This is a genomic window from Streptomyces kaniharaensis (genome assembly GCF_009569385.1).
Taxonomy (GTDB): Bacteria; Actinomycetota; Actinomycetes; order Streptomycetales; family Streptomycetaceae; genus Kitasatospora; species Kitasatospora kaniharaensis.
The window spans coordinates 516,209-529,189 of the sequence record NZ_WBOF01000003.1; the positions used below are offsets into that span (position 1 = coordinate 516,209).

Consider the following 12,981-nt stretch of genomic DNA (forward strand, 5'->3'; position numbering starts at 1 on the left):
GATTCCGGCGTGGACCTGGACGAAGCACGTGAGCAGGCGCGGCTCGACTGGCAGGCCGGGGCGATCTTCCGCCCGGTCCGGACCGGCAACGCCTTCGAGGAGACCGTCGAGAGGCTGCTCCAGGCGATCAAGCTCGGCGTCTTCGGCTTCGGCGACCGGCTGCCCGCCGAACGGGACCTCGCCGCCCGGCTCGGCGTCAGCCGGGAGACCCTGCGCGAGGCGCTCCGCACGCTGCAGCAGGCCGGCTGCGTCGAACCCCGCCGCGGCCGGTACGGCGGCACCTTCGTCACCTACCGGATGCCCGCACCGGATGTCGCCGACCTGCGCCGGGCGGCCCGCGACCTCGGCGGCGCACTGGAGGACGCGCTGGCCTACCGCCAGGTGCTGGAGGTCGGCGCCGCCGAGGCGACCGCACGCCGCGCCCTCTCCCCCGACCAGAGAGCCCACCTGGAGAGCCGGCTGACCGACCTGGAGGGAGCCCCGCCGGAGCACTACCGCCAGCTGGACTCGCGCTTCCACCTCGCCATCGGCGAGCTCACCGGCTCCCCCACCCTCGCCGCGGCCATCGCCGAGGCCAGGATGCGCCTCAACGACCTGCTCAACGCCATCCCGATGCTGGACCGGAACATCGAGCACGCCGCCGAGCAGCACCGGGCGATGGTCCGGGCGATCCTCGCCGGCGACGGTGACGCCGCCCGGCGCGCCACCGAGGAACACCTCGCCGCGACAGCCGCACTGCTCCGGGGCTTCCTGGCCTGAGGCTCGGCGACACGCCCTGGGGGATCAGGGGCTGACGGCGCACGCTCGCCGGGCGAGGACGCATTCGAACCGTCACAACCGGCGCACGGAGACCGGTGAGTTCACACAGGTCCTTCGACGCATCGACGAAGGACCGCAGCGGTTCAGGCCTCGGGACCGTAGGCGCCCAGGCCGCGGCAGACCAGGCCGTCGCGGAAGGTCAGCACCTCGGCGACGGCCTGGCCGCGCTCGTTGCGGTAGTTGATGACGACCGTGTCGACGGAGGCGCGGACGTCCTCGACGGTGAAGTGCAGGTCGGGCAGGAGCTGGAGGCCCTTGGCCCAGTAGGCGCGCAGGGCCCGCTTGCCGATCACCTCGCCGGACGGGTCGCCGAGGAACTCCACGATGCGGGGTGAGGCGAAGACCACGTCCTCGGTGTAGTGCGCGAGGATGCGCTCCAGGTCGCGCGAGTTCCAGGCGGCGGCCCACTCCTGGGCGAAACGGGAGGCGAAGGCGAGATCCATAACCGTGGACGCTACGTCAATCGGGCTGCGTCCGCCCGCTTTTGCGGAAAGCGCTACCAGGTGACCGGAAGGTGCTCGGGGCTGCGGGTCGTGCCGCCGAGCTGCCAGCGGATCCGGGCGGCGGGCTCGACCAGGCGCAGGCCGGGAAGGGCGGCGGCCAGGCGCTGGAGGGACTCCCGCATCTCCAAGCGCACCCGCCAGGCGCCCAGGCAGTAGTGCGGGCCGGCGCTGAAGGCCATGGTCGGGGCGGCGAGCGGGGTCTCGAGATCGGCGTCGAGGCCGTCCGGGAAGACCGTGCCGTCGCGGTTGGCGCTGTTGAGGCTGACGGCCAGGACGGCGCCGGCCGGGATCGTCACCCCGCCCAGGTCGACCGGCTCGGCGGCGCGGCGGGTGGTGGCCTCGTCGTCACCGAGCGGGATGAAGTGCAGCAGCCGTTCGGTGGCGCGTTCCGCGGCGCCGGGGTCGGCGAGGCGGGGCCAGTGGGCCGGGCGCTCGTCGAGCAGGTAGAGGAGGGCGTTGCCGAGGGCGCCGGTGACGCTCTCGTTGCCGCTGGCGGCCAGGCCGCAGACCAGGTAGACGAGCCAGCTCTCCGGGATCCCGCCGTCCTCGTCGGCAGCGCGGACCAGGCTGCTGACCAGGTCCTCGCCGCCCTCACGGCGGCGGCGGGCGATCAGTTCGGCGGCGTAGGCGGTGGATTCGGCGAGGTCGGACGCGGCGCAATCGCCGCGGTCACCGTCCGCCTGCAGAACCCGGGCCCAGCGGTGCAGGCGGGCCTCGTCGATGCCGTCCGGGCCGTCCAGCCCCATCAGGCGGCTGGTCACCGCGAAGGGCACCGGCCGGGTGAACGCGGTGACCAGGTCGACCGGGGGCGCGCCCGCCGCCAGGGCGTCCACCGCGCGCTGGACGGCCTCGGCGACCCACGGCTGCCAGGCCTCGACCGCGCGGGGGGTGAAGGCCCGCTGGACGGTAACGCGGAGCCGGTGGTGGTCCGGGCCGTCGAGGTTGAACATCGACGCCGGATTGCTGGCCACCTCGGCGCCCTTCCCGCCGGTGCCGACGGTGTGTAGGTCGTCCCGGGTGAAGCGCGGGTCGGTGAGCACCCTGCGCACGTCGCGGTAGCGCGTGACCAGCCAGGCGGGTGTTCCGTCGGCCAGCGCGGTCGGCCGGGGCGGCTGGGCAGGGGCGAAGGGGAGCCGGTGTAGCGGGGGGAGACCTGTGGCGGCGGACGTGATGGGGGGCCTCCTGGTTCGACAGGCGAAAGGAAAGACCTAACGTCCAACTGTCCGATTTTCACCGAGACTTGGGCCGCTTTGGCAGCTTTCCTCTATTGCGCCGACACTACCGAAACCTCCACCTCTGGACGGACCGACGCGGCCAGACCGGTCCGGAGTGCGAACGGCAGCAAAAGCCCGTCGCCATCCAGTACATCCGGCTGGAGAACGAGGGCTGGGTCCGCGAGGACCTGCCGGAGCCCGTCGAGTCCGGCTTCGAAGACCCGGCCTGACCATGGGGGCGCTCCCCGAGGCGGGGCTCCGTACGTCGGCCCTGCGTCAGCCGGGTTCGGTGACGTGGGCATGGGCCGCCAGGACGGCCAGGTAGCGGCGGTGGACGTCATGACGGTCGGCGGCCTCGGCCACCGACTCCCGGCTCAGCCGTTCGATCATCTCGGCCTGGGCGAGGAGCACCCGGCGCTGCGGTTCGGTCCTGGTCTCCGCCATGATCTCGGCGAGTGCGTCGAGCTGGCGGATCAGGATCGCCGGCATGCCGGGGGCGGCCTGGCGGATCTTCTCGAAGGCGCGCTGGACCAGCCGCTCGTAGCTCACGGGGACGGTCATCACCCGGATGTACCCGGCCTCGTCCCGGTGGACCGGGTTCGGGCTCCAGCGCGAGGCGATCCGGCACAGGCCTTCGCCGAGCCAGTCGATGCAGGTCAGGGCGGTGAAGGTGTCGTTCACGGCGGTGGACAGCGCCCGGATGGCGATCTCCACCAGCTGGTCGACGGCGAAGGCGATGTCCTGGGCGAGGGTGCGGGTCGAGCCGGTGATGTGGGCGCGGGCGAAGCTGCGGGCCACCTCGGGTGCCGCCTCGGCGGGCCAGACGGTGGCCAGCTGGTGCCCCTGCACCAGGAAGTGCCCGGGCCGGTGGTCCAGCCGGATGACGGCGTCGAGTTCGGTCGCCATCCGCACGAGCGTGCGGTGCCGGACGAACTGCAGGTACCCGCTGGCCGGCGCCGGGACGGCCGCCCCCGAGGTGTCGAGCCGGGCGTTCAGTTCGGCGGCGGTCGGCCCCGCCGCGGCCACGCCCGCCGGCTCCTGCCCGCCCGCGCCCGCCTCGATCGCCTCGGACAGCTCCGCCGCGATGCTGGCGATCACCCGGGGCAGCTGGATGGAGGTGGCGATGTGGTGGATGAAGTAGATCAGCACGGCGAGGTCGGCCATGACCAGGCCCATGCACACCGTGATGGACAGGTGGGGCACGAAGTCGCCGTGCGAGGCCGGTCCGATGACGACCAGCGAGAGGATCGCGTAGACGAACGTGCCGACGAAAGTGCCGAGGGTCAGCTGGGTGGTGCGGTCCCGGATGAAGGTACGCAGCATGCGCGGACCGAACTGGGTGGAGGCCAGCGTCAGCGTCACGATCATGATGGAGAACACCACGCCCACGACGGTGATCAGCGCCGCGGCGATGGCCGCCAGGGTCTGCCGCGCGGCGTCGGCCGTCCCGCTGATGACGAAGGACGGCAGGTCCAGGTCCCCGCGGTAGGCGGCGCGGTCCAGCGACACGGTGACCACGAACAGCAGTCCGGCGAGCCCGACCTCCAGGATCGGCACGACCCACAGGTTGGTCCGCAGCGCCTCCCGCCGCCACTGCGCCTCCAGGTGGACACCGCGGATCACCTCGCCCACCTCCGTACGTCCGGCCGAGCGGAACATATCCACCCTAAACACCCGGGCCCGTGCGGGCCCTGCAGAGGCCTACCGCCCGTCAGGTGGTGCCACCTCCGCCAGACGGCGGCGGAGGTAGCGGAGTTCGGCGTCGCTGCCGGCGAGCGCCAGCGCCTCGCGGTAGGAGGCTGCCGCTTCCCGGTGGCGGCCGAGGCGGCGGAGCAGATCGGCGCGGGTGGCGGGGAGCAGGTGGTTGTCGGCCAGCCGCGGATCGTCCGACAGGTGGGTGAGGAGTTCCAGGCCCACGGCCGGGCCCTCGGCCATCGCTCTCGCCACGGCCAGGTTCAGGGCGACCACGGGCGAGGGGGTCAGCTCGGCCAGGCGGCCGTACAGGCGGGCGATCCGGGGCCAGTCGGTGTCCGCGGCCGTGCGCGCCGTTGCGTGACAGGCGGCGATCGCGGCCTGGAGCTGGTAGAAGCCGGGGCGAGCCGACCGCCGGGCGGCGTCGGAGAGGACGGCGCGGCCCTCGGCTATGGTCTCCGCGTTCCAGCGGGTTCGGTCCTGCTCCTCCAGGGGGACGAGTTCACCCGCCTCGTTCACCCGGCCCGCCCGGCGGGCGTCGTGCAGCAGCATGAGCGCGAGCAGGCCGAGCGCCTCGGGCTCGTCCGGCATCAGCTCCACCAGCAGGCGAGCCAGCCGGACGGCCTCCGCGCAGAGGCCGGCCCGGATCAGGTCGGCGCCCCCGGTCGCGCTGTAGCCCTCGTTGAACAGCAGGTAGAGCACCGCGAGCACGCCCGCCGTGCGCTCCGGCAGCAGGTGGCCGGGCGGCGTCCGGTACGGGATGTTCGCGTTGCGGATCTTGGCCTTGGCCCGGACCAGGCGCTTGGCCATCGCCTGGTCCGAGACCAGGAAGGCGCGGGCGATCTCCGGGGTGGTCAGCCCGGCGAGGGTCCGCAGGGTGAGCGCGACCCGGGCCTCCAGCGGCAGGGCGGGGTGGCAGCAGGTGAAGATCAGCCGCAGCCGGTCGTCGCCGATGCCGCTGTCGTCCACCACGGGTGGTTCGGGGTCGGGGGTGGTCATGGCGAGCTCCCGGAGCTTCGCGGCCTCGGTCCGGGTACGGCGCAGCCGGTCCACGGCCCGGTTGCGGGCCGTGGCGATCAGCCACGCCCTGGGGTTGGCGGGGACGCCGTCCCGGCCCCACCGCTCCAGTGCCTTCGCGAAGGCGTCCTGGGCGCACTCCTCGGCGAGGTCCCAGTCGCCGGTCCAGCGGATCAGGACGGCGACGATGCGGCCCCACTCGGAGCGGAAGGTCTCGGCGACGGCGTCCGCCGCGTGGTCGGTCATCGCTCCCAGATCGGTCTCACCTCGATCGTCCCGTGGCGGGCCCCGGGGATCTTCGACGCGATCTCGATCGCCTCGTCGAGGTCCCGGGCGTCGACCATGTAGTAGCCGCCCACCTGTTCCTTCGTCTCCGCGAACGGGCCGTCGGCCACCAGCACCTCGTCGCCGCGCACCCGCACGGTGGTGGCGTCCGTGGTCGGCCGCAGCCGCTCCCCGCCGAGGAGCACGCCGCGCCGGCCCATCTCCTCGCCGAAGGCGGTGTACTGGGCGAGCATCGCCGCGCCCTCCTCGGGCCCGAGCGCGCCGACGGCGTTCTCGTCCGTGCAGATCATCAGCAGGTAGCGCATCTCGATCCTCCTCGTCGTCCGGTGCGTTCCGGTCGGTCACCAGTGGGACGAACGGGACGGGCCCCGATGGACTCATCCTGCGCCGCCCGCTGAGGACCGGCCATCGGTGTCCATCCGGGCCGACCCCGTACGTCTCACCCGTGGAAGCCAACCGAGGAGGTGCCATCCGCCATGGCTACCGAGACCGGCGCGGCGGCACGGCCGACGCGCCAGGCCTGGACCCTGGTCCTGGCCTCGCTGGGCGTCTTCATGACCGCCCTCGACACCCTGGTCGTCACCACGGCGCTGCCCGTCCTGCGGGTGTCGCTGCACGGCGGCCTCACCGACCTGGAGTGGACGGTCAACGCGTACAACCTGTGCTTCGCCTGCTCGCTGCTCACCGGCGCGGCGCTGGGCGACCGCTTCGGCCGGCGGCGGATGTACGGCGTCGGCCTGGCCGTGTTCACCGCGGCCTCGGCCGCCGCGGCGCTCTCCCCGACGGTCGGCGCGCTGGTCGCCGCCCGGGCGGTGCAGGGCGCGGGGGCGGCCCTCGTGATGCCGCTGACCCTGACCCTGATCAGCGAGGCGTTCCCGGCCGGCAAGCGCGGCATGGCGATCGGTCTGTGGGGCGGCATCGCCGGGCTGGCGGTGGCGGCCGGGCCGGTGGTCGGCGGCGCGGTCGTCCAGGGGATCAGCTGGCACTGGATCTTCTGGCTGAACGTGCCGATCGGGCTCGCTCTGATCCCGCTCGCGCTGACCCGCCTGCGCGAGAGCTTCGGTCCTCGTCCGCACCTCGACGTGCCCGGGCTGCTCCTGGCGGGGGCCGGGTTTTTCGGGATCACCTGGGGGCTGGTCCGCGCGAACACGGTGGGCTGGGGCAGCGCCGAAGTCGTCGGGTCGCTGATCGCGGGCGCGGCCCTCGTGGGCGCGTTCCTGTGGTGGGAGCGGCGGGCCCCGGCACCGATGCTGCCGCTGACGATGTTCCGCCGCCGCGGCTTCTCGGCCGCCAACGGCGTCAGCTTCTTCCTCTACGCCGGGCTGTTCGGGGCGCTCTTCCTGATGGCGCAGTTCTTCCAGACGGCCCAGGGCCTCACGCCGATGCAGGCGGGCCTGCGGCTGCTGGCCTGGACCGCGGCGCCGATGGTCGTGGCACCGCTCGCCGGGCGCCTGGCCGACCGGTACGGGAACCGGCCGTTCATCGTGGGCGGTCTCCTGCTCCAGGCCTGCGGACTCGCCTGGGTGGCGGCCATCGCCCAACCGGGCCTTGGCTTCGCCGAGTTGGGGATCGCCCTGGCCGTCGCCGGGATCGGCACCTCGCTGGTGTTCCCGACCGTGGCCAACGAGGTGGTGGCGTCCGTCGACGGCGAGGACGTCGGGATGGCCGCCGGGACGAACAGCGCGATGCGCGAACTCGGCGGTGTGTTCGGCGTGGCCGTCCTGGCCTCCGTGTTCGCCCGGCCCGGTGCGTACGCCACGCCCGGCGTGTTCGTCGACGGCTTCACCTCGGCCCTGTGGGTGGGCGTCGGGCTCTCCGCCGTCGGTGTCCTGGTCGGACTGGCCGGGCCCCGGCGAACTACGCCGGCGCAGGACGTCACCGCTCGGCGTGGATCACCGCGAGCGCGTGTTCCCGTGCGCCCGTACTCAGCGTCACGTTGAGCTCGTCGAACAGGGCGCCGGCACTGACACCGTTCCAGTCCTCGGGAAGCAGCGACAGCGGCAGGCCCGGGTCGCGGTACGGGAGGCGGCGCCACTGGGTGAGCATCGGGACGTAGACCTGGAAGGCCTCCAGCGGGGTGACGCCGGAGGCCTTCACCTTGTCCAGCACCGGGCGGTAGCGGGCGATGAACTCCCCGTACAGCTCGGTGAGTTCGGCGAGGTCCCACCAGCTGCGCACCTTCGAGCGCAGGTCGCCGAAGGCGTAGTGCTCGCCGCTGAAGATGTCGACGTAGGCGGAGAGCCCGCGGCGGTCCAGGGTCCGGCGCGTCTCGGCGGCCAGGTTGCCGGGGGCGACCCAGACGCCGGGCGCGGCGGTGCCGAAGCCGAGGCGGGTCAGGCTGGTCCGCAACTCGTGGCGCTTCTGCCGCTCGGACTCGGGGACGGAGAAGATCACCACGATCCAGCCGTCCTCGGCGCCGGCTCGGACGCGCTCGAAGATCCGGACGTCGCCCTCGGCGAGCGTCTCCAGCACCGACGGCACGAGGGAGTAGCCGGCCGCGCCCGCGTGCCGATCGCTCGCCAGCACCCCGCGCCGCTTGAGGCGGTGGATCGAGGACCGGACGGCCTGCGGCTCGACCCCGAGGTCGCCCATGAGCCGGACCACCGACGCGACGGAGAGCCAGTTCTCCTCGCCCCGCGCGTAGAGGCCGAAGCTGGTGATGATCAGCGGGCCGTGCCGGGCGTCGCGGCCGGCCCCTGGAGACTCCTCATGCCCGGCCGTCACGTGTGTGGTTCTCCTCGCCTCGGACCGGGTGGTGTCGATCGCCATGTCGATCATGCCAATCGCCGGGCAGCCTATCGTCTCTCCCGTTCACCCGATCACAGCAGCGACGTCCGTACGACCCGGTTGCGCAGCTCGCCGAGGCCGCCGACCCGGGTGACGACGAGGTCGCCGTCACGCAGGAAGATCTGCGGATCGCGCGCGCTGCCGATGCCGCTCGGTGTGCCGGTGAGCAGGACGTCCCCGGCGCGCAGGGTCATGCCCTGGCTCAGCTCGGCGATGAGCCGGGCGATCGGGAAGGCCATCTGGGCGCTGGACGCGTCCTGCCGCAGCTCGCCGTTGACCTCGCACTGCACCTGGAGGCAGCCGGGATCGGGCACCTCGTCGGCGGTGGTGAGCCAGGGGCCGAGCGGCATGGTGGCGTCGATGCTCTTGCCCTTGAGCCACTGCCCGCCGTGCGCCCGCTGGAGGTCGCGCTGGGAGACGTCGTTGGCGACGAGGTAGCCGAAGACGTGGCGCAGGGCCTCGGACTCCGGGATCGACCGGCCGTCGCGACCGATGACCAGGGCGATCTCGGCCTCGTAGTCCCACTGGGCGGAGAGGGCGGGGTCGTAGGCGATGTCGTCGGCCGGGCCGATGACGGTGTCCGGGCCCTTGGTGAAGAAGGTCGGACGGGTGGGGCGGTCGGCCGGGTCCTGCCCGCCGCGCTTGCCGCGGGACTCCTCGAAGTGGTCCCAGTAGTTCCAGCCGGTGCAGAGGATGTCGCGGTTGAAGCGCTGGAGGGGCGCTTCCAGCCGGACGTCCGCGAGCTTGACCGACGGGGCTTCCGCCAGCGCGGCCCGTACCGCCGCCAGGGCGTCCGGGCCGCCGCGGACGAGGTCGTCGACGGTGCCGAGCGGCTCGGGCAGCAGCGCCACCGCCGCGTCGGCCTCGACGAGGGCGCCGGTCCGCCGGGCGCCGTCGATCGTGAGAGCTGCGAGTTTCATGCCTTCACGCCTTCGTTGGGGTCGCCTTCGTTGGGTGCGTCGGGAATGATCGGTTCAGGCGGGCCGCACCAGGCGCTCGTCCGGGATCACGGCCACACCAAGGATCTCGATCAGCGCCTCGGGCTGCCACAGCGCCGTGCAGCCGATACCGGCCATCGCCGGGTAGACCGGGCCCGCCAGCTCGCGCCAGACCTTGCCGATCTCCTTGCCGTGGGCCTGGTAGTCGGGGATGTCGGTGAGGTAGATGGTGACGCTGACCAGGTCCTGCGGCTCGCCGCCCACCTCGCGCAGCGTGGCCAGGAGGTTGCCGAAGGCCTGGCGGAACTGTTCGACGATGCCGCCCGGGACGATCCGCATGTCGGCGTCGAGGGCGGTCTGACCGCCGAGGTGGAGGGTGTTCCCGGCCAGCGTGCCGTGCGAGTAGCCGCTCGGTGCGGGAAGGGAGCTCGGGTTCACGGCGACGGGCGTCATGCCACCTCCGGTCGGGGCTGCGCCGGACCGGGTCGCCCCGGTCGAGCGGGTGTCTTGGCGAGGTGTATTGACAGTAGATGACGGTCGTGAAAAAAACGAGATACCGATCGCGTCGACGTCCGCCCCACGAAACGGAGCCGTCCGCATGGAACCCGATCTCAGCAAGTACCAGCTCGAGGGCGACAACTCGATGTACCGCCTGCCGAGCGGTCTGGTCGCCCCCGTCGTCACCCGCCGCGGCCTGGAGGATCCGAGCACCGCCGACTCCGGCGGGGCCGTCCGGATCTCCGGCGTCAGCATCCAGCACACCCCGGCCCGCCGGCTCTGGTTCGGCAAGGTCAGCAACGAACCCGGCTACCGCTCGGTGACCCACCACCACGGCGAGGCCGAGACCGGCGGGTACGTCCTGGAGGGCCGCGGGCGCATCTACTTCGGCGAGCGGTTCGAGGACTACATCGACATGGAGGAGGGCGACTGGGTCTTCGTGCCGCCCTTCATGCCCCACATCGAGTGCAACCTCTCGCGCACCGAGCGGCTGGTGTGGATGACCACCCGCACACCCGAGAACATCGTCGTCAACCTGCCGGACGTCGCCGACGCCGACCTTCGCGACTGGACGGACCGTTGACCACCTCCTCCGTGTTCACCTCGGCCGTCACCCTCACCCCCGCCGAGCCCGAGCACTTCGACCTCGCCTTCACCGCCACCACCCAGCCCTGCCCGTGGCCCAAGGCGTACGGCGGCGACCTCGTCGCCCAGGCGGCGGCCGCGGCCATCCGCTCGGTGACGGACGGCAAGTCCCTGCACTCGATGCACAGTTACTTCCTCCGCCCGGCCGACATCGGTGCCGCCGTCCGATACGAGGTCGAGGTGCTGCGCGACGGGCGCGGCTACAGCACCCGGCAGGTGCGCGGCTACCAGAACGGCAAGCCGCTGTACGTCTGCCTGGCCAACTTCGCGGCCGGAGAGGCGGGCGGCGGCTTCCACGCCGCCTTCGAGGACGACGTCCCCGACCCCGAGAGCCTGCCCAGCTCCGCCGAGTACCTCGCGGGGCGCAGCGGCGGCACGATGACCGACGCCTCGAAGGCCTACTGGTCGGGCGGCCGCAGCTTCGACATGCGTCATGTGCCCGGCCCGCTCTACCTGACCGTCGAGGGCAAGCAGACGCCGCACCAGGCGGTGTGGCTCCGACCCTTCGACCGCCTGCGACCCGTCGAGGGCCTGAGCGACGCGCAGCGGGACCAGGCCGCCCTCGCCTACGTGTGCGACTACACCATCCTGGAGCCGGTCCTGCGCGTGCTCGGCCTGCCGTGGGCGCGGCCCGGGCTGGTCACGGCGAGCCTCGACCACGCCATGTGGTTCCATCGGCCCGGGCCGCTGGACGACTGGCTGCTCTACGTCCAGGAGGCGGTCGCCGCCGACTCCGGTCGAGGCCTCGGCACCGGGCGCTTCTTCACCCGCGACCGTCGGCACCTCGCCACCGTGGCCCAGGAGGGCATGATCCGCACCGCCTGACCTCGCCGGGCCGTACGCGCCCCGCGAGCTCCTGGAAGGACTCCCCCGATGTCCCTCTCACCGTCGGCCCACCTGGACACCTTCACCCGCGACCACCTGCCCCCGGCCGAACTGTGGCCGACGATCGAGTTCACCACCCCCGAACTCCAGTACCCGGACCGGCTCAACGCGGCCACCGAGCTGATAGACCGCCCCGTGCACGAGCACGGCCCCGACCTCCCCGCCCTGCGCACACCGGACGGGGAGACCTGGTCCTACGGACTCCTGCGATGCCGGGCCAACCAGGTCGCCCAGGTACTGACCGAGGACCTGGGCCTCGTCCCCGGCCAGCGCGTGCTGCTGCGCTCGCCGAACAACCCGTGGGCGGTGGCGGCCTGGCTCGGAGTGCTGAAGGCGGGCGGCGTGGCCGTGACCACCATGGCCGCGCTGCGCGCCCGGGAGCTGGCCCCGATCGTCGAGCGGACCAGGCCCTCGGTCGCCCTCGTCGACCACCGCTTCACCGAGGAGATCGAGACCGCCCGGAACAGCAGCCTCCCGTCCATGGCGGTCATCACCCACGGCGGCCTCGGCCCGGACGACCTCGTCGCCCGCGCCGCCGCGAAGTCGGGCGAGTTCACCAACGTCCCGACCGCCGCCGACGACGTCGCCCTGCTCGGACCGACGTCCGGCAGCACCGGCGTCCCGAAGATCACCATGCACTTCCACCGGGACGTGCTCTCCATCGACCACACCTTCGGCCGCCCGCTGCTCGGCCTCGGCCCCGGCGACACCGTCGCCTGCTCGGCACCGCTCGCCTTCACCTTCGGCCTCGGCATGCTCGTCGTCTTCCCGCTGCGCGCGGGCGCCTGCGCGCTGCTGACCGAGTCGGCGACGCCGCCGCAGCTCGCCGAACTCGTCGAGCGCCAAGGCATCACCGTCCTGGCGACCGCGCCCACCGCCTACAAGGCGATCCTGCGCGACGGGCACGAGCACCGGCTCGCCCGGCTACGGATCGCGGTGTCCGCCGGCGAGCACCTGCCCCAGACCACGTGGGAGCAGCTGCGCGACCGGCTCGGACTCCGCGTCATCGACGGGATCGGCGCCACCGAACTGCTGCACATCTTCATCTCGGCCGCCGGCGACGACATCCGGCCCGGCGCCACCGGCCGGCCCCTGCCCGGCTACCGCGCCACCATCCTCGACCTCGACGGCCGCGAGCTCGGCCCCGGCGAGCCCGGACGGCTCGCGGTGATCGGCCCGGTCGGCTGCCGCTACCTCGACGACCCGCGCCAGTTCGACTACGTGGTGGACGGCTGGAACGTCACCGGCGACCTCTTCTACCGGGACGGCGACGGCTACTTCTTCTACCAGGCCCGCACCGACGCCATGATCGTCTCCTCGGGCTACAACATCGGCGGCCCCGAGGTCGAGGCCGCCATCGACACCCACCCGGACGTGATCGAGTCCGGCGTCGTCGCCAAACCCGACCCCGAACGCGGCTCGATCGTGTGCGCCTTCGTCGTCCTGCGGGACGGCGTGCCGGGCGACGCCGCCAAGGCCAGGGAGATCCAGGACCACGTCAAACACGTGCTGGCACCCTACAAGTACCCGCGCGAGGTGCGGTTCTGCGAGGCCCTGCCGCGCAACACCAGCGGCAAGCTGCAGCGCTTCGTGCTCCGCCGGCTCGTCACGGACGAAGAGATCACCGCCGACGAGAAGACCGTCACCGACGAGAAGACCGCCGACGACGAACACACCGTCGCCGACGAGCAGTGAGAG

General features: G+C 72.7%; 14 protein-coding genes. 6 read left to right on the plus strand and 8 right to left on the minus strand.

Annotated elements, in window-relative coordinates; translation table 11 throughout:
- The first annotated feature begins 9 nt into the window (after positions 1 to 9).
- Complete coding sequence (locus F7Q99_RS33540; RefSeq protein ID WP_326847439.1) at positions 10 to 759, plus strand: FadR/GntR family transcriptional regulator; 750 nt, start codon at positions 10 to 12, stop codon at positions 757 to 759.
- Positions 760 to 902: 143 nt separating this feature from the next.
- Here F7Q99_RS33540 and F7Q99_RS33545 read toward each other — a convergent pair whose 3' ends face one another.
- Together F7Q99_RS33545 and F7Q99_RS33550 are read right to left on the minus strand one after the other, a co-directional pair.
- Positions 903 to 1,262 carry a nuclear transport factor 2 family protein gene (locus tag F7Q99_RS33545; RefSeq protein ID WP_153468807.1) on the minus strand — a complete coding sequence of 120 codons (360 nt, stop codon included), beginning with the start codon at positions 1,260 to 1,262 and terminating at the stop codon, positions 903 to 905.
- 53 nt (positions 1,263 to 1,315) lie between these two features.
- Positions 1,316 to 2,494, minus strand: a complete 1,179-nt coding sequence (locus F7Q99_RS33550) for a cytochrome P450 (RefSeq protein ID WP_407697909.1) — start codon at positions 2,492 to 2,494, stop codon at positions 1,316 to 1,318.
- A 95-nt stretch (positions 2,495 to 2,589) separates the two neighbouring features.
- Between F7Q99_RS33550 and F7Q99_RS33555 the strand changes: the two genes are divergently transcribed.
- Positions 2,590 to 2,766, plus strand: a complete 177-nt coding sequence (locus F7Q99_RS33555; RefSeq protein WP_153468813.1) for a hypothetical protein — start codon at positions 2,590 to 2,592, stop codon at positions 2,764 to 2,766.
- 46 nt (positions 2,767 to 2,812) lie between these two features.
- Here F7Q99_RS33555 and F7Q99_RS33560 read toward each other — a convergent pair whose 3' ends face one another.
- From F7Q99_RS33560 to F7Q99_RS33570, 3 genes are all read right to left on the minus strand, one after another.
- A complete protein-coding gene (locus F7Q99_RS33560; protein ID WP_326847441.1) occupies positions 2,813 to 4,159 on the minus strand; it encodes a DUF2254 domain-containing protein in 1,347 nt (448 codons plus the stop codon).
- 78 nt (positions 4,160 to 4,237) lie between these two features.
- Positions 4,238 to 5,491 carry an RNA polymerase sigma factor gene (locus F7Q99_RS33565; protein ID WP_153468819.1) on the minus strand — a complete coding sequence of 418 codons (1,254 nt, stop codon included), beginning with the start codon at positions 5,489 to 5,491 and terminating at the stop codon, positions 4,238 to 4,240.
- Positions 5,488 to 5,835, minus strand: a complete 348-nt coding sequence (locus F7Q99_RS33570) for a YciI family protein (RefSeq protein ID WP_153468822.1) — start codon at positions 5,833 to 5,835, stop codon at positions 5,488 to 5,490. The genes F7Q99_RS33565 and F7Q99_RS33570 overlap by 4 nt, the downstream gene beginning before the upstream one ends.
- 171 nt (positions 5,836 to 6,006) lie before the next feature.
- On the opposite strand from F7Q99_RS33570, the gene F7Q99_RS33575 reads away from it, so the two are divergent.
- On the plus strand, positions 6,007 to 7,470 hold the full coding sequence (locus F7Q99_RS33575) for an MFS transporter (protein ID WP_153468825.1): 1,464 nt from the start codon (positions 6,007 to 6,009) through the stop codon (positions 7,468 to 7,470).
- Here the strand turns inward: F7Q99_RS33575 and F7Q99_RS33580 are convergent.
- The 3 genes from F7Q99_RS33580 to F7Q99_RS33590 form a co-directional block, all read right to left on the minus strand.
- Positions 7,406 to 8,254, minus strand: a complete 849-nt coding sequence (locus tag F7Q99_RS33580) for a PaaX family transcriptional regulator (protein ID WP_326847442.1) — start codon at positions 8,252 to 8,254, stop codon at positions 7,406 to 7,408. The genes F7Q99_RS33575 and F7Q99_RS33580 overlap by 65 nt on opposite strands.
- A gap of 95 nt (positions 8,255 to 8,349) precedes the next feature.
- Positions 8,350 to 9,237: a fumarylacetoacetate hydrolase family protein gene (locus F7Q99_RS33585; RefSeq protein ID WP_153468828.1), complete on the minus strand. Its 888-nt coding sequence runs from the start codon at positions 9,235 to 9,237 to the stop codon at positions 8,350 to 8,352.
- 54 nt (positions 9,238 to 9,291) lie between these two features.
- Positions 9,292 to 9,708, minus strand: a complete 417-nt coding sequence (locus tag F7Q99_RS33590) for a RidA family protein (RefSeq protein WP_153468830.1) — start codon at positions 9,706 to 9,708, stop codon at positions 9,292 to 9,294.
- Between the two features lie 145 nt (positions 9,709 to 9,853).
- Here F7Q99_RS33590 and F7Q99_RS33595 point away from each other — a divergent pair, with 145 nt between their 5' ends.
- The 3 genes from F7Q99_RS33595 to F7Q99_RS33605 are packed head-to-tail and all read left to right on the plus strand — an operon-like array spanning position 9,854 to position 12,978.
- Positions 9,854 to 10,336 carry a cupin domain-containing protein gene (locus F7Q99_RS33595; protein ID WP_153468834.1) on the plus strand — a complete coding sequence of 161 codons (483 nt, stop codon included), beginning with the start codon at positions 9,854 to 9,856 and terminating at the stop codon, positions 10,334 to 10,336.
- Positions 10,333 to 11,223, plus strand: a complete 891-nt coding sequence (locus F7Q99_RS33600; RefSeq protein WP_230211135.1) for an acyl-CoA thioesterase — start codon at positions 10,333 to 10,335, stop codon at positions 11,221 to 11,223. The genes F7Q99_RS33595 and F7Q99_RS33600 overlap by 4 nt, the downstream gene beginning before the upstream one ends.
- Before the next feature lie 48 nt (positions 11,224 to 11,271).
- Positions 11,272 to 12,978 carry an AMP-binding protein gene (locus F7Q99_RS33605; RefSeq protein ID WP_153468837.1) on the plus strand — a complete coding sequence of 569 codons (1,707 nt, stop codon included), beginning with the start codon at positions 11,272 to 11,274 and terminating at the stop codon, positions 12,976 to 12,978.
- Positions 12,979 to 12,981 lie beyond the last annotated feature (3 nt).